Source organism: Nocardia sp. NPDC051911 (assembly GCF_040681035.1).
In the GTDB taxonomy this organism is placed as follows: domain Bacteria; phylum Actinomycetota; class Actinomycetes; order Mycobacteriales; family Mycobacteriaceae; genus Nocardia; species Nocardia sichangensis.
Map to the genome: position 1 here is coordinate 111,996 of NZ_JBFAXY010000001.1, position 22,883 is coordinate 134,878.

Sequence of the window (22,883 nt, forward strand, 5' to 3'; positions counted from 1 at the left end):
CACCCTTCGATACTTCCGACAAGTGGACTATGCCAGTTGCGGCACAGGGGTGTCAACGGCGGAAATCGGTCGCTGACCTGGCCGGATACTCGCGCTCCATGATCGGGCGGCCGGGCGGGTGGACGCTCTGGCGGTACTCCAGCGCGACGCCGCGGACGTCCAGACGGATGCGGTGCACGACCAGCACCGCCGCCGGATGCGGGAGCGCGAGACGGCGGCGTTCGTCATCCGTGGCCAGCCGGGCGCCGACGCTCTCGCGCACGACTGCGGCGGCGCGGCCGATCACGGCCTCCAGATACCGCACGACTCCGCCCGGCACGGGCACCGTCCCGTGCACCAGCGTGGCGGCCGCGGCGAATTCACCGGGATACCAGCATGCGACCAGCCGAACCGCCCCGGAGCCGTTCTCGTACAACAGCTTCACACTGATCACCGGACTCGCCGTTGGGAGACCGAGCGATTCGGTGACCTCCTGCGGTCCTTCCACCATTTCAGCTCCCAGCACGGTCACCGAATCGGGCTGGGACGCGGACGGTCCGTATCGGGGCGCGCTCTCGCGCATCAGCGCCGAGCGTTCGGCCACGTAGGTGCCCGACCCACGACGTGACGTGACGATTCCCTGCTGCCGCAGCGTGTTCAGCGCCTTGGCGGCGGTGGGCCGGGCGACCTTCCAGCGGACGGCGAGTTCGCGCTCGGACGGCACCTCGGCGCCGGGAGCCAACTCCCCGCGCTCGATCAGATCCCGCAGATGCCCCGAGATCTGCAGATACTTCGGGACTACGCCATCGATTCCGGCCACCGGTCGCCTTCCCCACACCGCCCCTCGGACCGCTGGTCAGTGTAACAACGGCGGAGACGGGCGCAGAGGCCTTCACACAAGCCCGTACCGAGGCGGTCCGCCGCGCTGAACCGCCCGGTAAAGTGCGAATCCAGTACAGCGCGGTACGAACAGGACCGAGCGGAAGGGGGCTTCCACGTGGCGGTACCCGATACCGGACAGGGGACGGCGCGCGAGCTGTACGCGGCGGCCATCGGCGCGGGCGGGAGCGAAAGGTTCGAGCTGGACACGGCGGTCGCGGAGAATCTCGCCGCCGCGTGCGACCAACTGGTCGACGATCTGGGCCGCGCGATGGCGGGCGAACACCTCGTCACCGAGGTGACCGGCTTCCCCGATCTGCCGACCGGGCACGGCCTCACCCGCGGGTTCTCCGCCAAGGGAAGGCAATACCTGGACACCCTGGCCGCGTTCCAGGAAACGGCGCTGCTGTTCAAGGCCGCGTATCTCGCTGCGGCCAATCGGCTGGCCGACGCCGAGGCGGCGAATCAGGCCGCACTGCGGCTGGTCGCCGACTATCTGGAGCCCCGTTGAGCGCGCACCCGCGCGCCGGGACCGACTGAGGGGGACGACGGATGGCAGACTCCACGGCACGCGCCGCCGCCGACGGCATCCGGCAGGAACTGGCCGGATTCACCGACGACGCAACCGATCCCGCCTACGCGCCGGATCGGGAACTGTTCGGCGCCTACACCCACCAGCAGATCTGGGAGCTGGTGCACGAAGCGCTCGATCCGGCCGCATTGGGCCGGATCGCCGCGGCATGGCAGGCCAACGCGACCGCGGTGGCCGAAGCGTTCCAAGCCTTCTCCGATGCCACCAACCGGGAATTCGCGCGCTGGTCGGGCCGGGCAGCCGACGCCGCGGTGAGCGCGACCAGGCAGTTCGTCCGCGCGGGCGGGGATACGCACGACGTGTGCCGGGCGGTCGCTCGGCTGATGGAGTTGAATAGCGATGCCGCGCAGACGGTCCGGGGCGCGATCGCGCCGCCGCAGCGGTATCGGCCGCTGGCGGACCCGGCCGCAGAAGCGGTTTACGGTGGAAAACGTAGGATGGAACACGATAGTGCGGCGGCAGACATCGAAGCGGATGTCCGGGACACGATGACTTACGTCTACACCCCGACGATGCCCGCCACCGGCGACCGCGTTCCCCGATTCCCCCGGCCGCAGGAAGGTTCGGCGGCCGACAACGCACCCGGCGATCCGGATTCCGCGCGCGGAGGCGGCGCACGGTGAAATGGGTGCTCACCCCGGACGAGTTCACGCATGTCTGGACGAATGAAACGAGCCTGGACCGTAGGCCCTACCCGGTCAACATGGTCCCTTCGGCCACCGCGCGGACCGAGTCGGAGTACCACGCCCTCCATCTGCCGCAGCGCTTCGCCCGCCAAGCCGATCCTGATCTCGCCGCCGCGCTGGTGCTCTGCGCGCGCAACGACGCGACCACCATCACCGTCTCGGGCGAGCGTTCGGCGCTCTCGCGCAACGGCAGCGGGTCCGAGACCGAACGGATCCTCGCGTTCGCCGCGGTGGTGCACAACCACGCGGGCATCCTGGTCGCCACACCGGACCGGGTGACCGTACAGATGTGCCACGCCCGTGCCGTGGGCGAACGCTTGGTGCAGATCATCGGCTCGGCGCGACCGGGCAAGCTCGCCCCGATGCGGGAGCCGCAGGACGCGGTGCTGAATTCGGATCGCACCGAGCCGTTCGTCACCAACGGTCATCGCGGCGCGGCGAAGTTCCGCCAAACCCTGCGTAAGCCGGTGGACGGGCGTGGCTTCATCACCGTCACGGTGGAGCCGGAGAACCCGATGTCCCCGCCCACCCGCCATCGCACCTGGCTGGACTTCACCGGCGACGGTCGCTACTTGCTCACCACCGCGCACGATCTCATCCTCACCCCGGTGGCGGACGAGGAATTCGCCACCCAGTTACTGCGGCTCGCGCAAGTGTGACGTGGCCGAACCGCCACGCGGTTAGGTTGGAGCCATGCCGAAATTGTGGACGGTGCCGCCCACCGAGGCCATGCGAGCCGATGGCTTGCGCGTAGCCGAGCTGGACACCTCCGGGACGCCGGGGTTCACCGGCGGCAAGAAGGCGGGCGTGCCCTTGCTCGCCGAACGCGCCCAGGTGCTGTCGGATCTGCAGGAGAAGCTGTACGCCAACGGCCGGGCCGGCGGCGACCGGCGCAACGTGCTGCTGATCCTGCAAGGCATGGACACAGCGGGCAAGGGCGGCATCGTCCGGCACGTCATCGGATCGGTCGATCCGCAGGGCGTGGACCACGCCGCGTTCGGGGTGCCGACGCCGGAGGAGAGCCGCCATCACTATCTGTGGCGCATCCGGAAGGCACTGCCGCGCGCGGGTCAGCTCGGTGTGTTCGATCGCTCGCATTACGAGGACGTGCTCGTGGTGCGGGTACACAATCTGGTGCCGCCGACGGTGTGGGAGCCGCGCTACGACGAGATCAACGCGTTCGAGCAGGAATTGGTGGACGAGGGCACCTCGCTGGTGAAGGTGGCCATGTTCGTCTCGCTCGACGAACAGAAGCGGCGTCTGGCCGAGCGGCTGGAACGCACGGACAAATTCTGGAAGTTCAACCCGTCCGACATCGACGAGCGCGCGTTCTGGCCCGCTTACCAGGACGCGTACCAGGCGGTGCTGGACCGCACGTCCACCGAGTACGCGCCCTGGCATGTCGTGCCCGCCGACCGCAAGTGGTTCTCCCGCCTCGCCGTCACCGAGTTGCTGATCGCGGCCCTCGAGCGGCTCGACCTCGACTGGCCCCCGGCGACCTTCGACGTCGAACAGCAGAAGCGGCGGCTGGCGCGGGCATAACGTCAGCGGACCAGCGGCCTGACCTCCTCCGCCACGAAGCGGATGAACGCGGCCGGGTCGGTGTCGTCGGCGGTGGTCTGCAGGACGACCGTGTCGGCGCCCGCCTCGGCCAGCCGCGTGACGGCTCCGGCGACCGCGTGCGCGTCACCGGCGACGCCCGCGCCGGGCGCGTGCTCCGGCGTCCGTTCGGCGGCCAGGCGAGCCTCGGCGTCCGGACCGGTCACCGCGAGTAGATTCGCGATCACCTCGTGCCGGTCGGTGCGGCCCGCGGCGGCGCGACCCGCATCGATCAGCGTGCGGGCGGCGCGTACGCCGTCGGCGTCGGTGACGGAATCGAGCAGGGTGCCGTCGGCGTGCTCGCCGGACAGCCGGATCGACCGTGGGCCGCGCGCGCCCGCGTAGATCTTCGGCGCTCGAGCGGGCGGCCAGTCCAGTGCGACGGCGTCGAGGTGCACGTAGCGCCCCGAGGTGGTGACCCGCTCACCGGCCAGTAGCGCGCGCAGCGCGGACAGGTGCTCGCCGAGCAGGGTCACCGGCGACTCCACGCGTGCGCCGACTTGCCCCATCCAGCTCTGGACGCCGTGCCCGACACCGAGGATCAGCCTGTCGGGGAACAGCCGATGCAGCGTCGCCGCTTCCATGGCGGTGAGCGCGACGTTGCGCAACGGTACGGGCAACAGCCCGATGCCGACGCGCAGCCGTTCGGTCCAGGCCAGCGCGGCTGCGGCGGTGGCGATCCCGCTTTCCAGAAAGCAGTCCTCCCACAGCCACAATTCCTCCAGCCCCGTCGTCTCGGCCACGCGGGTCGCCTCGCGGAGCAGTTCGGGGGGATTTTGCGGGCGGAACACAACACCGAGAACAGTCATCCCACCATTCATACCGCCTGCCCCCGGCCGGTATCGGCGCCTTCCGAAGCGCCGCTACGCCCTGTTTTACGGAATCTCTCAGGTAGGCCGACGATGATGGCGGCTGTGGGCCGATCACGCGGGGAGATGGTCGGCGGATCTACGATCGTGGCGGCAGAAACCGTCCGGCGAGCGAAAGGCGTGGTGAGCGCACGGTGAGCAAGAACCAGGGTGGGAAGTCGAACCCGCTGCTGGCGGCGGAACGCGCCGACCGCAACCGCAAGATCTTGATCCAGGTGGGCGTCGCCGCCGTGCTCGTCGCGCTGATCGCGGCGATCGGCATCGGCATCGCGGTGAAGAAGGCGCACAAGGACGATCCCGGCCCCACTCCGTCCATCGCCGCCACCGGCACCGCGAATGCGGGCCCCGTACCCGCCTCGATCACCGACAACGGCGCCGTCCGCGTCGGCAAGCCGGACGCGAAGGTCACCGTGCGGGTCGTCGCCGACCTCCAGTGCCCCGCGTGCAAGGCCTTCGAGGCGGCCAATGGACAGGTGCTCGAGGAAGCGGTGGCCAACGGCACCGCGGTGGTCGAGTACAACATCATCGCCTTCCTGGACAAGGCGTCCACCACGCGCTACTCCTCGCGCGCGGCCAACGCCGCCTACTGCGTCGCGGAGGCCGACCCGTCGAAGTACCAGGCCTGGCTGAAGACGATGTTCGCCCAGCAGCCCCCGGAGGGCGGCGCGGGCCTGACCGACGATCAGCTGGTCCAGATCGCCAAGAGCGCCGGTTACACCGACGACGCGATCGCCCAGTGCATCACCGACCACAAGTACGACAAGTACGTCCAGGCCCGCACCAAGGAAGTGCTGGACAGCGGTATCCAGTCGACCCCGTCGGTGTTCGTCAACGGCAAGAAGGTCGAGTCCAGCCAGCAGGTCTTCGGCGCAGGCGGTCTCGCACCCGTGATCAGCGCCGCCGCGGGCCAGTGATCACCGCGGGGCCCCGGGCCGCGTGGGTCCTGTTGATCGGTGGGCTGGCCGGCTGGCTGGCCGCCGTGGCGCTGACCGTGGAACGGTTCAAGCTGTTCACCGATCCCGGCTACACGCCGTCGTGCAGCATCAACCCGATCCTGTCCTGCGGGTCGGTGATGGTGACCGATCAGGCCGCGGTTTTCGGGTTCCCGAACCCGCTGATCGGCATCGTCGGGTTCACGGTCGTCGTCACGCTCGGCGTGCTGTCGGTAGCCGGGGTCGGCTTCCCGCGCTGGGTCTGGGGCGGGCTGTGGCTGGGCACCCTGCTCGGGGTCGGCTTCATCTGCTGGCTGATCTTCCAGAGCCTGTACCGGATCAACGCGCTGTGCCCGTACTGCATGGTGGTGTGGGCGATCATCACGCCGCTGCTCGCGGTGTGCACCGATCAGCTGTGGGGGCGCTCGCGCGGTCCGCTGGGGGTGCTCGCCGAGTGGCGCTGGACGATCGTCGCGCTGTTCTACGCGGTCGTGCTGCTGCTGGTGTTCCTGCGCTTCCAGGACTACTGGCTGTCGCTGGTCTGATCCGGATCAGTTCGGCGGCCCCGCGACCAGCGCCACCGGCACCGTGCGCGCGCCGCCCGCGCCGGTGACGCCCAATCGGACGGTCTCGTTGGGCTTGCGCCTGTTCAGCGCGATGCGCAGCGACTGCGCGTTGCTGACGGTGTGGTCGTCGAGCGAGGTGATCACGTCCCCGGCGGCCAGACCGGCGGTATAGGCGGGCATGCCGTAGATCGCCATGTCCACACGCGCTCCGGTACCGGCCGGAAGCGCGTTGGAGACGAGCACGCCGAGCGTGGCCGTTGGGCCGATGTGCACGGTGTCGGTCGGGGTGCCGGAGCGAATCTGCTGGACCACTCGCATCGCGGCATCGATCGGCACCGCGTAGCCGTTGGCCGGGTGGTCGGCCGTGCGCGCCCCGTCGCCCGACGCCGCCGCGATGACGCCGACGACGGACGCCTTGTGATCGACCAGGGCTCCGCCGGACTGTCCCGGCGTGACCGCCGCCGCGACCTCGAGCATCCCGTTGAGCGCCTTGCGCGACAGATCGGCGGCGTTGATCGCCACGATCGCGCTGTCCAGGTCGGTGAGCGGGCCGTGCACCGCGGTGGGCGTGCCGCCGGTCCCGCCCGCGTTGCCGATCGCCAAGAGCTCCTCACGCAGCCGCAATCCGGCCGAACTGCCGATGGTCGCGGTCGGCAGCGCGTTGGCCGCGGCCAAGTCCAGCAGGGCGATGTCGGCGTCGGCGTCGTAGCCGAGCACCGCCGCGTCGTAGACCTTGCCGTTGCCCACGTCGGTGACGGTCACGGTGTCCGCGCCCTTGACCACGTGGTGGCTGGTGAGCACCTCGCCGTCGGCGGTGAGGACGATGCCGGAGCCCGCGGCACCTGGCCCGGATCGCTCGGCAGAGGCGTTGATGTTGACCAGCGCCGGGCGCACCACCGCGGTGACGAGTCCCGCGTCGAGCGGCTCGGGCGGGACGAACGCGACCGAGGCCGCCGTCCCGGCGGGGCCGGGCCGGTCGCGGTCCGGGAGATCGCCGCGATACCCGAGGAACGCGGCGACCACGAGCATGAGGGTGACGACCAGCACGAACACCCGGCCACCACCGGGCGCGCGACGCGCCCCGATCCACTGCTGCCGTTTTTCGTCCATGGCTCTCCCGCCTCGGCCGAACCTCCCGAATCCATTGTCGCCGGTGCGCGCCGCCGAAGATCATCGAACCGTGCAGCCCGCCGGAAAAATAGCTCGTGAGCGTGCCTTTTCCGTGTCACAGTTGGCAACCGCACCCATGCGACGGTAGGCATGTCCTCATGAGTACTGCCGCCGCCTATGCCCTGTCCACCGCCGATGGCTCGTTCGAGAAGGTCACGATCCACCGCAGGGACCTGGGTCCACGCGACGTGCTGATCGACATCAAGTTCGCGGGCATCTGCCACTCCGACATCCACACCGCCCGCAACGAGTGGGGCAGAACCCGCTACCCCTGCGTGCCGGGCCACGAGATCGCGGGCGTGGTCGCCGCGGTCGGATCCGCGGTCACCAAGCACCGGGTCGGCGACCGCGTCGGCGTCGGCTGCATGGTCGATTCCTGTGGGGTCTGCGCGCCCTGTCTCGCCGACGAGGAGCAGTACTGCACCGCGGGCGCGACCATGACCTACAACACCCCGGTCGATCCGGCGGTGGAGCCCGGCGGCCATACCCTCGGCGGGTACGCCACGCAGATCGTGGTGACCGAGAACTTCGTGGTCGCCATCCCCGAAGGGATCGGCCTGGACGTCGCGGCGCCACTGCTGTGCGCGGGCGTCACGCTGTACTCGCCGCTGCGGCACTGGGGCGCTGGGCCGGCCAAGAAGGTCGCGATCATCGGCATGGGCGGACTCGGCCACGTCGGGGTCAAACTCGCGGCCGCGATGGGCGCCGAGGTCACGGTGCTGAGCCACTCGCTGAGCAAACAGGACGACGGCAAGCTCTTCGGGGCCACCAACTACTACGCGACCAGCGACAAACAGACCTTCCGCGAGTTGCGCGGCCGGTTCGACCTGATCCTCAACACGGTGTCGGCGAACCTGCCCATGGACGACTATCTGCGCCTGTTGAACCTGGACGGCACCCTGGTGGTCCTCGGCCTGCCCGAGAAGCCCCTGAGCGTCAAGGCGCTCAACCTCGCCGGGTACCGCCGCTCCCTGGCGGGCTCGATGATCGGCGGCATCGCGCAGACGCAGGAGATGCTGAACTTCTGCGCCGAGCACGGCATCGGCGCCGAGATCGAGCTGATCGCCGCCGACGAGATCGACGGCGCCTACGACCGGGTGGTGGCCAGCGACGTGCGCTACCGGTTCGTCATCGACGTCTCCACCATGTGAGCCCGCTCGCTCCACCGGTGCGGCCGCGCGGTGTCGTGCGCGAACCGGTCGTCGCGTGGGTACCTTGGCCTTGTGCCTGCGGAGGACGAAGACGAGACGCCACAACCGGCCATCGCCGCAAGCGGCATGCCGCCGTGGCTGCCGCGCGCGTTCCTGCTCGCCGCGGCGACGGTCACCGGGTTGCTGGCGGCCTTCTGGGTGCTCGAGCGACTGCGGAGTCTGCTGACGATTCTGCTCGTCTCGCTGTTTCTCGCCTTCGCGATCGAACCGGCGGTGAACTGGCTGGCGCGGCGCGGCATGCGGCGTGGTCCGGCGACCGGATTGGTGTTCCTCGTCCTGACCGCACTCGTCGTCGGCTTCTTCTGGACGCTCGGAGCGCTGCTGGTCGAGCAGGTCACCACGTTGGTGCAGCACGCCCCCGAATACGCCGACCGCGGCGTGGACTGGATCAATCACACCTTCCACAAGGACCTGTCCAGTACGGACATCCAGAAGTACGCCACCGACTGGAGCTCGACCCTGGAGGGCTACCTCACCGGATTGGCGGGCAACGTCTGGGGCATCGGCACGGCCGCGATCGGCGCGCTCTTCCAGATCCTCGGCATCCTGCTGTTCACGTACTACTTCGCCGCCGACGGCCCCCGGATCCGCACCGCCGTCTGCTCGCTCCTGCCGCCGCGCCGCCAGCGGCATGTGTTGCGCGCCTGGGACATCGCGGTGGACAAGACCGGCGGCTACATCTACTCGCGCGCACTGCTCGCGCTCGCTTCGACACTCGCGCACTACGTCATGCTGCGGCTGCTGGACGTGCCGTCGGCGTTCGCCCTCGCGCTGTGGGTCGGTGTGGTCTCGCAGTTCATCCCCACGGTCGGCACGTATCTCGCCGGTGCGCTTCCGGTGATCGTCGGTCTGGTGCACGGGCCGAGCACGGCGCTGTGGATCCTCGGCTTCATCGTGCTCTACCAGCAGTTCGAGAACTACGTGCTGCAACCGCGCATCACCGCGACCACCCTGGACATGCACCCCGCCGTGGCCTTCGGCGCGGTGCTGGCGGGCGCGGCGCTGCTCGGCGCCACGGGCGCGTTGCTCGCCATTCCGGTCACCGCGACGGTGCAGGCGTTCTCCGGCGCCTACATCCGCCGCTATGACGTCCCGGCCGACGTAGAGGCCGACATCGATCGCCGGACCGGCTCACCCAAGCGCCGCCGGAAGTTCGCCAGGAAGTTGACCATTCGCCTGGCCGACCGTCACGAGCCGCCCGCGGAGTGAGACCGCGACCGGAGCCGATCGCGGGCGTCGCCGGCCTGTCGAGTTCGTACCCGCCCCATCCCGCTTGCGTCGTGGCATCTGCACTGGCAGGCCATCGGAGGGAACCGGCGACGGCGCGTGGCTAGGCGGCGCGAACGGCGGCCAACGTCCGGGTCAGCGCCTGGCTCACCGCGCCCAGCTGCGACCGGCTGTGCCGTGCGGTGTCGTACTCCACCTGGATGGTCATCCGGTCGCCGACCGTGAACACCGTCAGCTTCGGCGGCATGCCCACCGTCATGGCGAAGACGTCGTCGCGGACGATACGCAGTCCCGGTGGGGTCGAGAACGCGGGCAGGCGACCGATATTGGAGATGGCGAAGGTGTTCGGCGAGGAGAACAGCGCGGCGGTCACCGGGTCGGTGACCCGCTGGGCGGCGAGCATCACCAGCAGTGCTTCTCTGCGCTCGACCGAGGCGCGCATGCCCGACGCCACCGTATGCGCCAGCGCGATCGGATCGGCTTCCGGTTCTACGAGCGCGTAGGTGCCCACTCCCGACACGCAGTTCAGTACGGTGCTCGCGGGCAGCCGCGGCACGAGTTCCGCGCGCACGTCGACCGCGTGACCGCAGATCATCGGCAGCGCTCCCGCCGACGGCTCCAGCTCCGCGCGGAAGGCGGCGAGCGCCGCTCCGGTGACCAAGCTGTTCACCGAGACACCGTGGAGGCGGGCGGCGGCGATCACCGCGGCGGTCTCGCTCTCGTCCAGTTCGATCCGGTCCAGGGTCAACCGGTTCGGCCGGTGCGCGCCGTCGCCGAGCTCGGGCAGGTGCCGTGGCGCGAGATCCGGGCTCATCATGGCCACGCCCGCGCTCATCAGGTCGAGCAGGCCCGCGACCTCCTCGTCGGAGACGATCCGCGCCAGCCCGGTGTCCATTGCCTCGGGCAAGCGTTGATCCGGATTCGCCTGTGGCGCAGGCGCGCCCGTCACCTGCGCGGTGTAGCGCTCCCACAGCTCGGCGAGCAGCGCGAAAGCGGATCTGCCGTCGGCGATTCCGTGGTGGATGACCAGCACGATCCGATCGTGGTCGCCGTCGCGCAGGAGATGCGCGTGGAACAACCCGCCGGTCCAGTCCTGGGGGGTGTTCACCAATTCCAGGTACTCCGGCTCGCCGCCCCCGGTGATCGTCAAGCGCGGCCGATAGGACTCGTCGCGCCGGAAGCATTTCGCGCCTTCGGCGTCGATCACCTGGCTGCGCAGTAGTGGGTGCGCGGCCGCCAGTTCGGCGAGGACGCGGCGCAGCGCGGACACGTCGAGGACGCCTTGCACGGTCGAACCGATGAACAGCGGCATGCCACCCACCGGGATGCTGCCGATTCTGGTGTCGGAGCCGAAGTAGCTGCTTTCGAAGGGGGACAGGGGGCGGTGATCGGTCATCATCTCGTTCCTTCTCGTGCGGACGCACCCCACCATACGTACGTTTCAAACGCTTGTCACATACGTCTGTTTGAAACTTACGTTATAAACGCACGTATGGCCCCTTGCTAAGGTGCTGGAGTGGGAACCCGCGAAGACCTGCTCGCCGCGGCCAAGCAATGCTTGGCCGAGCGCGGCTACGCACGCACGACCGTGCGCGAGATAGTCGCCGCCTCCGGCAGCAACCTGGCCGCGATCAACTATCACTTCGGCACCCGGGACAAGCTGCTCAACCAGGCGATGATCGAATCGAGCGCGGAGGCGGTGCAGCGAATCGCCGAGGCATTGCCGCAGGACGACCTCGTTACGCCCGCGGCGCGCCTGGAAGTCTTCTGGCGCAAGCTCATCGCGTCGTTCACCGAGGACCGGCCGCTCTGGTCAGCGAATATCGAAGGCCTCGCGCAGGCGCTGCACTCCCCCGAGGTACGCGCGGAGCTGGCGACCGCGGAGGAACACGCGCGCCAGCAGCTCTGGCAGTTGTTCGGCCCGAGCCGCGGCGCGGAGGCCGACCGCGCCGTGGGCGCGGTGCTGCACGCGTTGATCGGCGGTCTCATGGCCCAGTGGCTGGTCGATCCCGACCACGCGCCGTCGCCCGACGAGCTGATTGCCGGATTGCGCACGTTGGCCACCGAGATCGGCCCCGACTGAACCGTCTCGCACCGGGCCTATCCCACGCCACGGGTAGCCATGAATCGCGCGCCGATGTAGAACTCTCGGAAAAGGATCCGCACCACTCGGTGCCGAGGCTGGAATGGGAACAATGCTGAAGCGGCCGCCGGACCTGGCCTTCGACCTCGGCAAGATGCACCGCAGGCGCAACGACGTGGCGGCCGCGCGCGAGGCGTTCCAGATCGCGATCGCCTCCGGCCATCCGAACTGGGCGCCGCTGGCCGCCGCGGAGCTGGGCGGACTGCTGAGCGCGGCGGGTGACAAACCGGCCGCGGAAGGCGCCTACCACGTCGCGGTCGATTCCGGCCATGAGGACGCCGGGCCGCGCGCGGCCTACAACCTGGGCCTGCTGCTGGCCGAGCGCGGCGACACGGCGGCAGCCGAGGCGATGTACGAGCGCGCCGCCGAATCCGGCCATCCCGACGCGGCGCCGCGGGCGTGGATCAATCTCGGCTACTCGCGCGCCAAGCGCGGGGACTCGGATTCGGCGCGCACGGCCTACCAGCACGCGATCGACGCGGGCCCCGGCGACATCGCCCGGCTCGCCTTGTCCAACCTGGCCTACCTTCTGCGCTCCGAGGACGATCTGGACGGCGTGAAGGCCGCCTACCGCGCCGTCATCGACGGCTGGCCGGAGGATCAGTCGCTCATCGTCGCGGGCGATCTCGTCCAGCATCTGAGCGAGGCGGGCGATCTGCCGGGGGCCAGGGAGGTGAGCCGGTCCCTGGCCGGTTCGGACGATCCCGCGGTGGCCGCGCGGGCCAGTTTCGATATCGGGGTGTTCAGCGAACAACTCGGCGAGCCGGACGTGGCGCTGGCGGCCTTCCAGCGCGCACTCGATTCGACGGACGCGGAAGCTCGCGTCCGGGCGGCGGCCGCGCTCGCGCCGATCTACCACGAACGCGCGGCGACCGTGCTGCGCGAGACGGACTGGGCCGGGCTGGCGCACGCCCACGGATCCGCGAGCGATGCCCCCGCCATGCTCGCCGACCTGATCAGCGCGGCTGTCGAGGACCAGGCGCGCGGCATCGTCTTCCTGTACTCCGCGGTGCTGCACCAGGGTTCGATCTACTCGGTCACCGCGCCCGCCGCCGAAGTCGTGCTCGGCGCCCTGCTGCACGAGCGCACCGACGTGACCTATGTCCGCGCCTGGCTGCGCGATCCGCAACCGCTGCGCTTGGAGCTGCTCAACTGGTTGCACGAGGTGATCGCCACCGCGGCATGGCAATCCGCCGCCGAGGACGACGCCGAGCTCGCCCCGGCCGACCGTACCGCCGCAGCGGCCTGCTTGGCACTGCTGCCGCGCGTGCGGGCCGCCACGGCGGCCGCGCTGGCGATGGCCGAGGTCGAAGCGGTGGCCAATGCCGCGACCGAGGTGCTCGCGACGCTCAGCGCGCTGCCTGCCGTCAACGAGTGATCGCGCGCAGCACTGCCGTGACCGACTGTTCGGCGAGTTCATCGGTCAGCGGTAAGTGTCCGAACAACGCCCGGTAATAGATCGGCGCGGCGACCGCGTCCAGCACGAAATCCGGATCGATGCCCGGGTCCACTTCGCCGCGCGCGATGGCCGAGCGCAACGCCGTCGCCGTGGTCCGCCGCCGCGGTTCGAAGACCGTGGCCAGGAAGTGGGCGCGCAACCGCTCGTCACCCGCCAGGTCCGCGACCAGCGCGGGCAACACCCGGTGCAGCGACGTATCACGCAGTGCCGCGACCAGATCCCGCATGGCGCGGTTCAGGTCGGCGCGCAGGTCGCCGGTGTCCGGGGTCGGTCGCAAGCCGAGCATTTCGGCGACGACGTCGACCACCAGGTGCCGCTTCGACGGCCATCTGCGGTAGATCGCGGGACGGTGCAGACCCGCACGGGCCGCGACCTGCCCGATGGACAGGTCCGCGTATCCCACCTCGTCGAGCAGTTCCCGCGCGGCGGCGAGCACCGCGGCGTCGATGCGGTCGTCGCGGGTTCGTCCCGCCATCAGAAGACCGGTCGCGGCATCAGCACGACGCGCCAACCGTCCGGATCGGGAAACGTCAAGCCGCCGTTGGCCGCCCAGAACGGATTCTCGGCGGGCACCGGCTCGACGCCGAACTCACCGAGCCGCTGCGCCACGTCGTACATGTGCGACTCGCTTGTGAAGTAGAGCACCAACAGGTTCTCCCGGCTCGGCGCATCGCCGGGGCTGCCGTCCACATGCGTGGTGAATTCCAGGTGGTATCCGGCCCCGGGCAATCCGAGCATCACGCCGTCGTAGCCCGCGTGGTCGCGGAATCGGTAGAGCTCGCGCAGGCCGAGCCCGTCGACGTAGAACCGCACCACTTCCTCGAGCCGGTCGGTCGGGCGGGCGATCCTGACCTGCGCGACGCGCAGTGACTCCGGCCAGCCGTTGTCGGTGTCCATAGTTCAACGATACAGTACGAACTGTACTGAAATATGTCTCGGAAAACACCGAGGGCCGCCCCCGTTCGATCGAACGAAGACGGCCCTCGGCGCGTTCCGCCTCAGCTCACTCGGCGGACTCCACCCGTCTGCGGATGCGGCGCGCCGCCGCGACCAAGTTGCGCAGCGACGGCTCGAGCTGCCAGTAGTGCCTGGTCTTCAGGCCGCCGTCCGGATTCGCCCACAACCGCTGCGGCGTCACCGCTTCGGCTGCCGCCGTGAGCAATTCGTCCAGCTCGTCGATGTCCGGGATACGCGCGGACCGGCTCTCGTACACGCCGGGGCCGACGCCGTGGCTGAGCCCGTGCCCCGAGCCGCAGTCCTCCTTCAACGCACGCAGCACCCATTCGATCGAGCGCGTCGCGACGATGGCGGTGACGTCGGCGTCGAGTTCTTCGATCGCCTCGACCACCTCGGCGCGGCCGGAATACCCGATGTGCGTGTGGATCTGCGTTTCCGCCTGCACCCCCGAGGTGGCCAGACGAAACGCGCCGATCGCCCAGCGCAGGTACTCGGCGCGCCCCTCCGGGCGCAGCGGCAGCATCTCCCGGATCGCGGGCTCGTCGACCTGGATGATCGCGATGCCCGCCTTCTCCAGGTCCACCACTTCGTCGCGGATGGCCAGCGCCACCTGGTCGGCGGTCTCGTGCAGCGGCTGGTCCTGCCGGACGAACGAGCGGGCGATCATGGTGACCGGCCCGGTCACCATGCCCTTGACCGGCCGGTCGGTGAGCGACTGCGCGTAGGTGATCCACTCCACCGACATCGGCGCCGGGCGCGACACGTCGCCGTAGATGATCGGCGGCCGCACACAGCGCGATCCGTACACCTGCACCCAGCCGAAGCGGGTGGTCGCGAAACCGTCGAGCAGCTCGGCGAAATACTGGATCATGTCGTTGCGCTCGTGCTCGCCGTGCACCAGCACGTCCAGGCCGATGTCCTCCTGCAACCGGATCGTCGCCTCGATCTCGGCTTCGATCCGCTTGCGGTACTCCTCGTAGGACAACCTGCCCTCGCCGAGCTCGTAGCGCGCCTGGCGAATCCGGGCGGTCTGCGGAAAGGAGCCGAGCGTGGTCGCAGGCACCGGAGGCAGGTTCAGCTTGCGCTGCTGGGCTTCCCGGCGCACCTCGTAGGGCTCCCGCGAGCGCATGTCCGAGGTGATCGCGTAGACCCGTTGCCGCACCGCGTGCTTCTGCTTGAAGTGCACCTCGGTCGGCCGCTTGCGCCACTTGTCCGACGGGCCTTCGGTGAGCGCCTTGGCGAGCGAGACCACCTCGCCCACCTTCTGTTTCGCGAACGCGAGCCGATCGGCGACATGCCCCTCGATGTCGTATTCGACCAGCAGGTCGTAGGGCACGTGCAGCAGCGTGGTCCCGGTCGAGACGACCAGGTCCGGGCACACCTGCGCCAGTTCGTTCAGGTATTCCAGCGTGACGTAGCGGTCGGCGCGCCACACGTTGCGGCCGCTGATCACGCCCGCGTACAAGCGCTTGCGGCGGATGCCGGGCACCTCGGCCAGATCCTCCGGGCGCATCCGGTGACTGGCGAGGTCGAGGCCGATCGCCTCGATGTTCGTGCTCGCGAGAATGGCCAGCGCCTCACCGAAATCGCCGTACTGTCCGGTGACCAGGATGCGCGGACGCAGCGGGGCCCTGCCCAACCGGTGATAGGCCGATTCGAACGCGGCCAGTTCCGCGGGCGTGCGCTCGCTGGTGAACGCGGGCTCGTCCAGCTGCACACAGGTGGCGCCGCGCTTGGCGAGGATCTCGAACAGTTCCTCGTAGACCGGCAGCAGCTTGTCCAGCAGGCTCAGCGTGTCGAATCCGCCCGACTCGCCGGGGATGTGCCCGGCCTTGGACAGCAGCAGCAGCGACACCGGTCCGAGGACCACCGGCCGCAGTTCGATGTCGACCGCCTTCGCGCGGTCGAATTCGTCGAGCAGCGCCTCGGGGTGCAGCGAGAACTCGGTGTCGGCGTCCATTTCCGGCTGGCGGTAGTGGTAGTTCGTACCCAGGAACCGGACCAGCTCGAGCGGCGGCAGGTCCGGACGGCCGCGCGCCATCAGAAAGTAGAAGTCCAGCGGATGCAGGCCCTCGCGATACGGCTCGAACCGCTTGGGCACCGCACCGAACAACAGCGCGTTGTCGAGCACGTGATCGTAGAACGAGAAGGTATTGCCCGGCACCTGGGTCAGTCCGGTAGCGGCCAGCTCGTTGAACTGGGTCTCCTGGATCTCACGGCCGACCGCGAGCAACTTCTCTCGGTCGAGCGAACCGTGCCAGTAGGCCTCCAGGGCCCGCTTGAGTTCGCGGTGCGGCCCGATCCTGGGATAGCCGAGGATGCTCGACCCGTAGCCGTCGGTCACGTTCACCATGAGCGGGATACCTTCTTTCGATCACCTGCGCGGCCCTTGCCGGGATCGACGGATCGACCCGGCGCTGCGCTCCGGATACCCAGCCGAGCCGTCACCATGGCCCGGCTGTTGTGCAGCTTATGCCGATTGCCGTCAACGGCCCGGCGACACCGATTTCTGGTCGACTCCGCGTCGAGGTTCGCCGGCGCCGTTTCCTACCGGTCGCGGCCCGTCTCACGTCCGAGTGTCCGTTGCGCCTTCGCCACGGGCGCGGGCAACGGACGCTCGGACGCGAGACTTCAGAGATCTAGCGATTGTTGTATTGGTAGAAACCCGCGCCGGTCTTCTTGCCGAGCAGTCCCGCCTCGACCATGCGCATCAGCAGCGGCGGTGCCGAGTACAGCGGCTCCTTGAACTCGCCGTACATCGAGTCGGCGATGGACTTCACGGTGTCCAGGCCGACCAGGTCGGTCAGCGCCAGCGGGCCCATCGGGTGGGCGCAGCCGAGCACCATCGCCTTGTCGACGTCCTCCTTGGTGGCGAAGCCGGACTCGACCATCCGGATCGCCGACAGCAGGTACGGCACCAGCAGCGCGTTGACCACGAAACCGGAGCGGTCGGCCGAGCGCACGACCTGCTTGCCGAGCACGTCGCCCGCGAACGCCTCGGCCCGCGCGGAGACCGACTCACTGGTCTTGAGCGTGGTGACCAGCTCGACCAGCGGCAGCACCGGGACGGGGTTGAAGAAGTGCATGCCGACCACGCGCTCGGGGTTCGCCGTGGCGACCGCGATCTTCATGATCGGGATGGAGGAAGTGTTGGAGGCCAGCACGGCCGAAGGGTCGGTGACGACCTTGTCGAGCTCGGCGAAGATGCTCGTCTTCACCTTCTCGTCCTCGAGCACCGCCTCGACCGCCAGCTGACGGTCGGCGAAGTCGCCGAGGTCGGAGGTGAACCGCAGCCGCCAGGCGGCCTGCTCGCGTTCGCGCTCGGTGATCTTGCCGCTGCTCACGCCGCGATCGAGGGACCGCAGGATGCGCGCGCGGCCCGCCGCGGCCAGTTCCCGGGTCTGCTCGTACACCAGTACGTCGACGTGCGCCCTGGCACACACCTCCGCGATTCCGGCGCCCATCTGGCCGGCGCCGATGACACCGACGCGTTGGATCTTTTCGCTGCTCACGTCCCGCTCCTGCTGGGTTGTCTGGCTCTGGGGTGGCTGGTCTGCGAAGGTGTCGCTCCGGTGTGAGCGCGCCCTTCGATGGTCCAAGGTATAGGGATGCCCTCCCCGCCGGGGCTGTTCAGCGGGGAGGGCAGTACACCCCTACCGGAGTAGAGGATTGTCGGTTTTCACGTCGGGAACCTCACTTCCCTTGGCGAGCACCAGTTGTGTTTTTCGAACGGCTCAGTGGAACTGGCCCTCTTCGGTGGAGCCCTTGAGCGCCGCGGTGGAGGTGTTCGGGTCCACGGTGGTGGCGATGGTGTCGAAGTAACCCGCGCCGACCTCACGCTGGTGCTTGATGGCCGTGAAGCCACGCTCGGCGGCGGCCTTGAACTCGCGCTCCTGCAGGTCGACGAAGGCGGTCATGCCCTCGCGGGCGTAGCCGTAGGCCAGGTCGAACATGCCGTAGTTGAGCGAGTGGAAGCCGGCCAGGGTGATGAACTGGAACTTGAAGCCCATCGCGCCGAGCTCACGCTGGAACTTCGCGATGGTCGCGTCGTCCAGGTGCGCCTTCCAGTTGAAGGACGGCGAGCAGTTGTAGGCCAGCAGCTGGTCCGGGAACTCGCCACGGACGGCCTCGGCGAACTTGCGCGCGACCTCGAGGTCCGGCACGCCGGTCTCCATCCAGATGAGGTCGGCGTAGGGGGCGTAGGCCTTGGCACGCGCGATGCAGGGCTCGATGCCGTTCTTCACACCGAAGAAGCCCTCGGGGGTGCGGGTGCCGTCCAGGAACTCACGGTCGCGCTCGTCCACGTCCGAGGTGATCAGGGTGGCGGCCTCGGCGTCGGTGCGGGCGATGATCACCGACGGCACGTCGGCGACGTCGGCGGCCAGACGCGCGGAGGTCAGGGTGCGGATGTGCTGCTGGGTGGGGATCAGCACCTTGCCGCCCAGGTGGCCGCACTTCTTCTCGGAGGCCAGCTGGTCCTCCCAGTGCACACCGGCGGCGCCGGCGGCGATCATGGCCTTCTGCAGCTCGTAGGCGTTCAGCGCGCCACCGAAGCCGGCCTCGGCGTCGGCGACGATCGGGGCCAGCCAGTTCTGAACCGAGGTGTCGCCCTCGACCTTGGCGATCTCGTCGGCGCGCAGCAGCGCGTTGTTGATGCGGCGGACCACGGACGGAACCGAGTTGGCCGGGTACAGCGACTGGTCGGGGTAGGTGTGGCCGGACAGGTTCGCGTCACCGGCGACCTGCCAACCCGACAGGTAGATGGCCTTCAGGCCGGCGCGGACCTGCTGGACCGCCTGGTTGCCGGTGAGAGCGCCGAGGGAGTTGATGTAGTCCTCGTTGTTGACGAGATCCCACAGGATCTCCGAGCCGCGGCGGGCGAGGGTGGCCTCCTCGACGACCGTGCCCTGGAGCTTCGACACCTGCTCCGCGGTGTAGTTACGGGTGACGCCCTTCCAGCGCGGGTTGGTGTCCCAATCCTTCTGGATTTCCGCGGTGGTCCTCGGGGTGCCGGTGGTCGACATCTGTGACTCCACTTCCTCGTTCGGTGCTGCCGCCCGGTCGAGCTACGAAACAGCTCGTACTGCTGGAGCGGCGATTTGCAGGCTTGCTAGGCCCTTGGGGTGTACTTCCACACGATGGCACATGAAGAAATAGGCGTCTACCTGTTGTTAGTGTGAATCTGAGCTAGGTTTTCCGCCCTCTTTGCTAAGTCTGCAAAATTTGCCCTCGAATTGCAGTAGTGCAATCTACCGGCCGGTAGCTCTGACGTGGGATTTTAGCGTAACGCTCGTACTGTTAGCGATCGGCGAGCGGCCCCCTTATCCCGGCTCCGCCATTCCCAACTGTGAGGACCTTCACAGGACCACTGTGGCCCACGCCACGCGTCGATCACCGGCTCCGATCGCCCGGCTTCCTCGGTTCCGAACCCGGAGCGTGTCTCTCCGCCCGCCATGCGCGCTCCACAGCTGCCCGCCATGCGCGCTTCGGCACCCGACCATGCCCGCTTCGGCACCCCACCATGCGCCCCCAAAAGCCGTCAGTCGGATTCCTCGGACCATCCCCATAGCCGGTGTCGTCGCGCGGAGTCCGGCGTCATCCGCCCGGCCGCGACCAATGCCGCGAAGGCGGCGCGCTTGCGGGGACAGTCGTGTTCACGATGCAACTGCATCGCGCGATGAGCGTCCGCGAGCGTGAATGTTCGCCCCGGCCGGTTACACGTCCACGCCTCGGGCCAGGTCACCGACCGCAACGAACAACGGGCTCGGGTGGCCCCGCGCGCGGGGCCGGGACGGCGTGGCCGGGCGATCGGCCAGACACACGCGATCCCGACCGCGGCGAACGCGCCACCCCCGACCACGGCGAGAACGCTCTGCACTATGTGCCACACGCCCACGGCCGCTCGCCTTCCACGGCGCAGCTGTTGTCTGCGTCCGGTGTAGACAGCGCCGGCCGCGCGAGCCCGTCGAGCACCTGTTGAAAGGTCACCACGTCCGGCGTCCCCTCGAGCGCCGGTCCACGCTCGCTGTGGTCGATGGGGAAGGCGATACCGCGACGATGAGCCCGCTCTCGCGGGCTGAACTGCTGCGGCACCATCCGGCCGCTCTGCACCAACGTGCAGTAGGCGACCCACTTCCAGGCGCACTGCTCGATCCGGCAGGCACGATGACGCTGCATCTGCTGGTGCGCCACCTCGAGATCAGCGGATGCGCAGGCGCGCGGCGGAACGACGATCACGTGTCGATTCATCACGCCGCCCCTGCTCCGACCCTCGGCCCAGCCTGCGCCGACCGCGCCCAAGTGCACTGCGGGCAAACAGTTTCCAGATCGAACCCCGCGTCACAGACCAACGCGGGCCGGTTGTCCACATGCTCGAGATCGAAAACAACGATCACCTCGATCTCTAGCCCGCCCGCGATCGCGAGCACGTACCCGATCGGATCATCGACATCGACCGGTGGACGAACCGTATAGACGTATCGGTAGCCGAGCGCGAGAGCATGCCGCTGCACTGCATCGGCATGCCGTAGTGCGTCCGGGCCGGACACGTCGTTGCGAACGAGCCCGATGGCCTTCGGCTTTCCACTTACCTCGTTCCGTGATGAAACGACGCTACGCGCATGTGTCATGGTGCCCCCAGAACCTCGTCGATGTGTTGACTTCGGGGCGTCCGGATGACCAGTAGTTCCAAAATGTTTCGGCATGGTTGGCACCCGAACGCTGTGATTCAGCACACCATCGCCCGATACAATGAATCGAGCCGATCTGGGATTCCCAAGCGAACTCGTCCCAAGTCGCAGGATCGGTCCCAGATCGCAGCTGCGGAGCGTTCCAACTCCGCCTTCCATCAATCCCGAATCCGCAGGGGGTGCAATGAGTTCGACCGGTGAAGACGAGGCCTCAACCCTGCCCAGGCGACAGCTCGGGCGGTTTCTCCGGGAAACGCGCGAGGGACAGGGGCTCACAATCGACCAAGCCGCGCAGCTGGCCGAACTGAGCAAGAGTGGACTGCACCGCATCGAAACGGCACAGGTAGCAAAAGTGAAGATCCGCGAGGTCAAAGCCCTCTGCGAGATCTACGGTGTGGATCCCCCGGCCACTCGCCGCGCGGTGGAACTCGCCGAACAAGCGCAAGTCAAAGGCTGGTACACAGCTTTCGGTGGTCTGTTCACCGACACCTTCAACATGTACGTAGGACTCGAGGCGTCTGCACGTCGACTGGTTATTTACCACGAGCAGATTCCAAGGCTACTGCAAACGGCCTCCTATGCGCGAGCGGTGATCAGCGCGTTCTACGCGGATGACGCACCAGAACATATCGACCGGCGCGTAGAACTTCGGATGAAGAGGCAGGCGATCGTCACTCGCAAGTCCCGCCCGCTCGAGCTGGAGGTTTTGCTGCACGAGTCGGCGCTGCACCGGGTCATCGGTTGTCCGCGAGTCATGGCGGCTCAGCTGCGGCATCTGGCCGAGATGAGCAAGCTGCCGAATGTCACCGTGCGGGTGCACCCATATGCCGCTGGCATGGTGTGGGGCATTCTGCACGGTCAGTTCGTTGTCCTCGACTTCGGCGTCGATCACAAGGGTAGGCCTGCGGAGCCGCCGATCGTCTTCCTTGAAGGCGGCCCGAGTGCGGACGTTTACCTCGAAAAGGCGGATGAAGTGCGGAAGTACTATGAACTCGCTGCGGCCATCCGGACGTCGTCGCTGGATGAAACCAGATCGCGAGACCTGCTGAGGCGGGTAGCAAGGAGCTACGAGGCGTGAAGACCGACCTATCCGGGGCGAAGTGGTTCAAAAGCAGCCACAGTGAGAGCGGGGGCCAATGTGTCGAGGTCGCCTGGCTGGGCAACACCCATGTCGGTGTCCGTGACTCCAAGAACTCCACTGGGCCAGCGTTGATCTTCACACCCTCCGATTGGGATGCCTTCACGGCAACTATCACCGATGGTGGATTCATTTTCTCTAAGTGAGCACGCTTCCTGCTCGCCGACACGCGGCCCGAACTCTGGCATGCATTCTCAGGTACGGGCCGCTCGGCCCGCCCGACTATTCCGGCTCACGAGTGGCACATGAGCGAGAGCCCCTCTCGCGTTTTGCCGCAGCCTTGTGCCACTCGTGGCGGAAGATGGCCGATCCGAAGGGGGCGTGTTCTCTCGAGGAGTGTTCGGCCCTATGGGCGAATGGCAGGATGGGCATGGTATAGACGAAGCAGTGCGAGGCGCACGGTTGCTGGCCGCTGATATCGAAGAATCCTTGGGGTTATCGGCACAGATCAGCACCGAGTACACCGAGGACTGGCGGAGATTCGGCGAGCAGTCCGATCGCCCGGTACCGAAAGCTTGGGTGAGCATTGGAGTGCCGGATGCAGGCACCTCCGCGGCGCTCGACCCCACCAAGTCGGGCAGCGGCACGGCAGAGGGCTTCGCGATGGAGTTGGTGCGAATCCTTCAGGACGACATTCAGATTCACATAAGCGAGCCGTGGCCGAAGGACCCCACTGCCAGCGGCCGGGCGCTGGAACCGACCGAGCGCGGTTGGCGAAGCCGAACGGATCCCGGGTATCTCGTGCCGTACGGCAGGCTGGGCCGCTGAGCGGGCATGCGCATGGGCA

At 68.3% G+C, this 22,883-nt stretch carries 24 protein-coding genes; 13 read left to right on the forward strand and 11 right to left on the reverse strand.

The window, feature by feature from the left end; all coding sequences use genetic code 11:
* Positions 1–52: 52 nt before the first annotated feature.
* Positions 53–799, reverse strand: coding sequence for a GntR family transcriptional regulator (locus AB0L97_RS00670; protein WP_364424366.1), 747 nt, complete (start codon positions 797–799; stop codon positions 53–55).
* Positions 800–976: 177 nt separating this feature from the next.
* Between AB0L97_RS00670 and AB0L97_RS00675 the strand changes: the two genes are divergently transcribed.
* The 4 genes from AB0L97_RS00675 to AB0L97_RS00690 are packed head-to-tail and all read left to right on the forward strand — an operon-like array spanning position 977 to position 3,678.
* Positions 977–1,369 carry a hypothetical protein gene (locus AB0L97_RS00675; RefSeq protein WP_355071864.1) on the forward strand — a complete coding sequence of 131 codons (393 nt, stop codon included), beginning with the start codon at positions 977–979 and terminating at the stop codon, positions 1,367–1,369.
* Positions 1,370–1,410: 41 nt separating this feature from the next.
* Complete coding sequence (locus AB0L97_RS00680) at positions 1,411–2,073, forward strand: hypothetical protein (protein ID WP_355071862.1); 663 nt, start codon at positions 1,411–1,413, stop codon at positions 2,071–2,073.
* On the forward strand, positions 2,070–2,795 hold the full coding sequence (locus tag AB0L97_RS00685; RefSeq protein ID WP_364424369.1) for an ESX secretion-associated protein EspG: 726 nt from the start codon (positions 2,070–2,072) through the stop codon (positions 2,793–2,795). Before AB0L97_RS00680 ends, AB0L97_RS00685 begins: the two co-directional genes overlap by 4 nt.
* Before the next feature lie 34 nt (positions 2,796–2,829).
* Positions 2,830–3,678 carry a polyphosphate kinase 2 family protein gene (locus AB0L97_RS00690; RefSeq protein WP_355071859.1) on the forward strand — a complete coding sequence of 283 codons (849 nt, stop codon included), beginning with the start codon at positions 2,830–2,832 and terminating at the stop codon, positions 3,676–3,678.
* 2 nt (positions 3,679–3,680) lie between these two features.
* On the opposite strand, the gene AB0L97_RS00695 is transcribed toward AB0L97_RS00690, so the two are convergent.
* The gene (locus AB0L97_RS00695) at positions 3,681–4,556 is read right to left on the reverse strand and encodes an LLM class flavin-dependent oxidoreductase (protein WP_364424372.1); all 876 of its coding nucleotides are present in this window, start codon (positions 4,554–4,556) and stop codon (positions 3,681–3,683) included.
* A gap of 182 nt (positions 4,557–4,738) precedes the next feature.
* Here AB0L97_RS00695 and AB0L97_RS00700 point away from each other — a divergent pair, with 182 nt between their 5' ends.
* Positions 4,739–5,518 (forward strand): thioredoxin domain-containing protein, encoded by a 780-nt coding sequence (locus tag AB0L97_RS00700; RefSeq protein ID WP_364424374.1) that lies wholly within the window; start codon positions 4,739–4,741, stop codon positions 5,516–5,518.
* Positions 5,515–6,081: a vitamin K epoxide reductase family protein gene (locus AB0L97_RS00705; RefSeq protein ID WP_355071856.1), complete on the forward strand. Its 567-nt coding sequence runs from the start codon at positions 5,515–5,517 to the stop codon at positions 6,079–6,081. Before AB0L97_RS00700 ends, AB0L97_RS00705 begins: the two co-directional genes overlap by 4 nt.
* Positions 6,082–6,087: 6 nt before the next feature.
* On the opposite strand, the gene AB0L97_RS00710 is transcribed toward AB0L97_RS00705, so the two are convergent.
* A complete protein-coding gene (locus tag AB0L97_RS00710) occupies positions 6,088–7,212 on the reverse strand; it encodes a trypsin-like peptidase domain-containing protein (protein WP_364424376.1) in 1,125 nt (374 codons plus the stop codon).
* Positions 7,213–7,370: 158 nt separating this feature from the next.
* On the opposite strand from AB0L97_RS00710, the gene AB0L97_RS00715 reads away from it, so the two are divergent.
* The gene (locus AB0L97_RS00715; RefSeq protein ID WP_364424378.1) at positions 7,371–8,423 is read left to right on the forward strand and encodes an NAD(P)-dependent alcohol dehydrogenase; all 1,053 of its coding nucleotides are present in this window, start codon (positions 7,371–7,373) and stop codon (positions 8,421–8,423) included.
* Positions 8,424–8,495: 72 nt separating this feature from the next.
* Positions 8,496–9,692, forward strand: a complete 1,197-nt coding sequence (locus AB0L97_RS00720; protein WP_364424380.1) for an AI-2E family transporter — start codon at positions 8,496–8,498, stop codon at positions 9,690–9,692.
* A 121-nt stretch (positions 9,693–9,813) separates the two neighbouring features.
* On the opposite strand, the gene AB0L97_RS00725 is transcribed toward AB0L97_RS00720, so the two are convergent.
* Positions 9,814–11,106, reverse strand: coding sequence for a hypothetical protein (locus AB0L97_RS00725; RefSeq protein ID WP_364424382.1), 1,293 nt, complete (start codon positions 11,104–11,106; stop codon positions 9,814–9,816).
* Positions 11,107–11,226: 120 nt separating this feature from the next.
* Here AB0L97_RS00725 and AB0L97_RS00730 point away from each other — a divergent pair, with 120 nt between their 5' ends.
* Both AB0L97_RS00730 and AB0L97_RS00735 read left to right on the forward strand, forming a co-directional pair.
* The gene (locus AB0L97_RS00730) at positions 11,227–11,793 is read left to right on the forward strand and encodes a TetR/AcrR family transcriptional regulator (RefSeq protein WP_364424384.1); all 567 of its coding nucleotides are present in this window, start codon (positions 11,227–11,229) and stop codon (positions 11,791–11,793) included.
* Between the two features lie 112 nt (positions 11,794–11,905).
* The gene (locus AB0L97_RS00735) at positions 11,906–13,231 is read left to right on the forward strand and encodes a tetratricopeptide repeat protein (RefSeq protein WP_364424386.1); all 1,326 of its coding nucleotides are present in this window, start codon (positions 11,906–11,908) and stop codon (positions 13,229–13,231) included.
* On the opposite strand, the gene AB0L97_RS00740 is transcribed toward AB0L97_RS00735, so the two are convergent.
* The 7 genes from AB0L97_RS00740 to AB0L97_RS00770 form a co-directional block, all read right to left on the reverse strand.
* On the reverse strand, positions 13,221–13,787 hold the full coding sequence (locus AB0L97_RS00740; RefSeq protein WP_355071845.1) for a TetR/AcrR family transcriptional regulator: 567 nt from the start codon (positions 13,785–13,787) through the stop codon (positions 13,221–13,223). The genes AB0L97_RS00735 and AB0L97_RS00740 overlap by 11 nt on opposite strands.
* Entirely contained in the window at positions 13,787–14,209 is a 423-nt protein-coding gene (locus AB0L97_RS00745) for a VOC family protein (protein WP_364424389.1), read from the reverse strand. Before AB0L97_RS00745 ends, AB0L97_RS00740 begins: the two co-directional genes overlap by 1 nt.
* A gap of 106 nt (positions 14,210–14,315) precedes the next feature.
* Entirely contained in the window at positions 14,316–16,622 is a 2,307-nt protein-coding gene (metE, locus tag AB0L97_RS00750) for a 5-methyltetrahydropteroyltriglutamate--homocysteine S-methyltransferase (protein ID WP_355071842.1), read from the reverse strand.
* Between the two features lie 286 nt (positions 16,623–16,908).
* Entirely contained in the window at positions 16,909–17,781 is an 873-nt protein-coding gene (locus AB0L97_RS00755) for a 3-hydroxybutyryl-CoA dehydrogenase (protein ID WP_355071840.1), read from the reverse strand.
* Positions 17,782–18,003: 222 nt separating this feature from the next.
* A complete protein-coding gene (gene aceA, locus AB0L97_RS00760; protein ID WP_355071838.1) occupies positions 18,004–19,293 on the reverse strand; it encodes an isocitrate lyase in 1,290 nt (429 codons plus the stop codon).
* A gap of 853 nt (positions 19,294–20,146) precedes the next feature.
* On the reverse strand, positions 20,147–20,518 hold the full coding sequence (locus AB0L97_RS00765; protein ID WP_364424392.1) for a hypothetical protein: 372 nt from the start codon (positions 20,516–20,518) through the stop codon (positions 20,147–20,149).
* A complete protein-coding gene (locus AB0L97_RS00770; protein WP_364424394.1) occupies positions 20,518–20,898 on the reverse strand; it encodes a hypothetical protein in 381 nt (126 codons plus the stop codon). Before AB0L97_RS00770 ends, AB0L97_RS00765 begins: the two co-directional genes overlap by 1 nt.
* A gap of 244 nt (positions 20,899–21,142) precedes the next feature.
* Between AB0L97_RS00770 and AB0L97_RS00775 the strand changes: the two genes are divergently transcribed.
* The 3 genes from AB0L97_RS00775 to AB0L97_RS00785 all read left to right on the forward strand — a co-directional run bounded on the left by AB0L97_RS00775 (position 21,143) and on the right by AB0L97_RS00785 (position 22,864).
* Positions 21,143–22,036 (forward strand): helix-turn-helix transcriptional regulator, encoded by an 894-nt coding sequence (locus AB0L97_RS00775; protein WP_364424396.1) that lies wholly within the window; start codon positions 21,143–21,145, stop codon positions 22,034–22,036.
* Entirely contained in the window at positions 22,033–22,242 is a 210-nt protein-coding gene (locus AB0L97_RS00780; RefSeq protein ID WP_364424398.1) for a DUF397 domain-containing protein, read from the forward strand. Before AB0L97_RS00775 ends, AB0L97_RS00780 begins: the two co-directional genes overlap by 4 nt.
* Positions 22,243–22,444: 202 nt before the next feature.
* Positions 22,445–22,864, forward strand: coding sequence for a hypothetical protein (locus AB0L97_RS00785; RefSeq protein ID WP_364424400.1), 420 nt, complete (start codon positions 22,445–22,447; stop codon positions 22,862–22,864).
* Positions 22,865–22,883 lie beyond the last annotated feature (19 nt).

Excerpts from the sequence above, each read along its gene's own strand:
- AB0L97_RS00680 (WP_355071862.1), top strand. The coding sequence starts at position 1,411 with ATGGCAGACTCCACGGCACGCGCCGCCGCCGACGGCATCCGGCAGGAA.
- AB0L97_RS00690 (WP_355071859.1), top strand. The coding sequence starts at position 2,830 with ATGCCGAAATTGTGGACGGTGCCGCCCACCGAGGCCATGCGAGCCGAT.
- AB0L97_RS00695 (WP_364424372.1), bottom strand. The coding sequence starts at position 4,556 with ATGAATGGTGGGATGACTGTTCTCGGTGTTGTGTTCCGCCCGCAAAAT.
- AB0L97_RS00710 (WP_364424376.1), bottom strand. The coding sequence starts at position 7,212 with ATGGACGAAAAACGGCAGCAGTGGATCGGGGCGCGTCGCGCGCCCGGT.
- AB0L97_RS00715 (WP_364424378.1), top strand. The coding sequence starts at position 7,371 with ATGAGTACTGCCGCCGCCTATGCCCTGTCCACCGCCGATGGCTCGTTC.
- AB0L97_RS00725 (WP_364424382.1), bottom strand. The coding sequence starts at position 11,106 with ATGACCGATCACCGCCCCCTGTCCCCCTTCGAAAGCAGCTACTTCGGC.
- AB0L97_RS00735 (WP_364424386.1), top strand. The coding sequence starts at position 11,906 with ATGCTGAAGCGGCCGCCGGACCTGGCCTTCGACCTCGGCAAGATGCAC.
- AB0L97_RS00740 (WP_355071845.1), bottom strand. The coding sequence starts at position 13,787 with ATGGCGGGACGAACCCGCGACGACCGCATCGACGCCGCGGTGCTCGCC.
- AB0L97_RS00745 (WP_364424389.1), bottom strand. The coding sequence starts at position 14,209 with ATGGACACCGACAACGGCTGGCCGGAGTCACTGCGCGTCGCGCAGGTC.
- metE (WP_355071842.1), bottom strand. The coding sequence starts at position 16,622 with ATGGTGAACGTGACCGACGGCTACGGGTCGAGCATCCTCGGCTATCCC.
- aceA (WP_355071838.1), bottom strand. The coding sequence starts at position 19,293 with ATGTCGACCACCGGCACCCCGAGGACCACCGCGGAAATCCAGAAGGAT.
- AB0L97_RS00765 (WP_364424392.1), bottom strand. The coding sequence starts at position 20,518 with ATGAATCGACACGTGATCGTCGTTCCGCCGCGCGCCTGCGCATCCGCT.
- AB0L97_RS00770 (WP_364424394.1), bottom strand. The coding sequence starts at position 20,898 with ATGACACATGCGCGTAGCGTCGTTTCATCACGGAACGAGGTAAGTGGA.
- AB0L97_RS00775 (WP_364424396.1), top strand. The coding sequence starts at position 21,143 with ATGAGTTCGACCGGTGAAGACGAGGCCTCAACCCTGCCCAGGCGACAG.
- AB0L97_RS00785 (WP_364424400.1), top strand. The coding sequence starts at position 22,445 with ATGGGCGAATGGCAGGATGGGCATGGTATAGACGAAGCAGTGCGAGGC.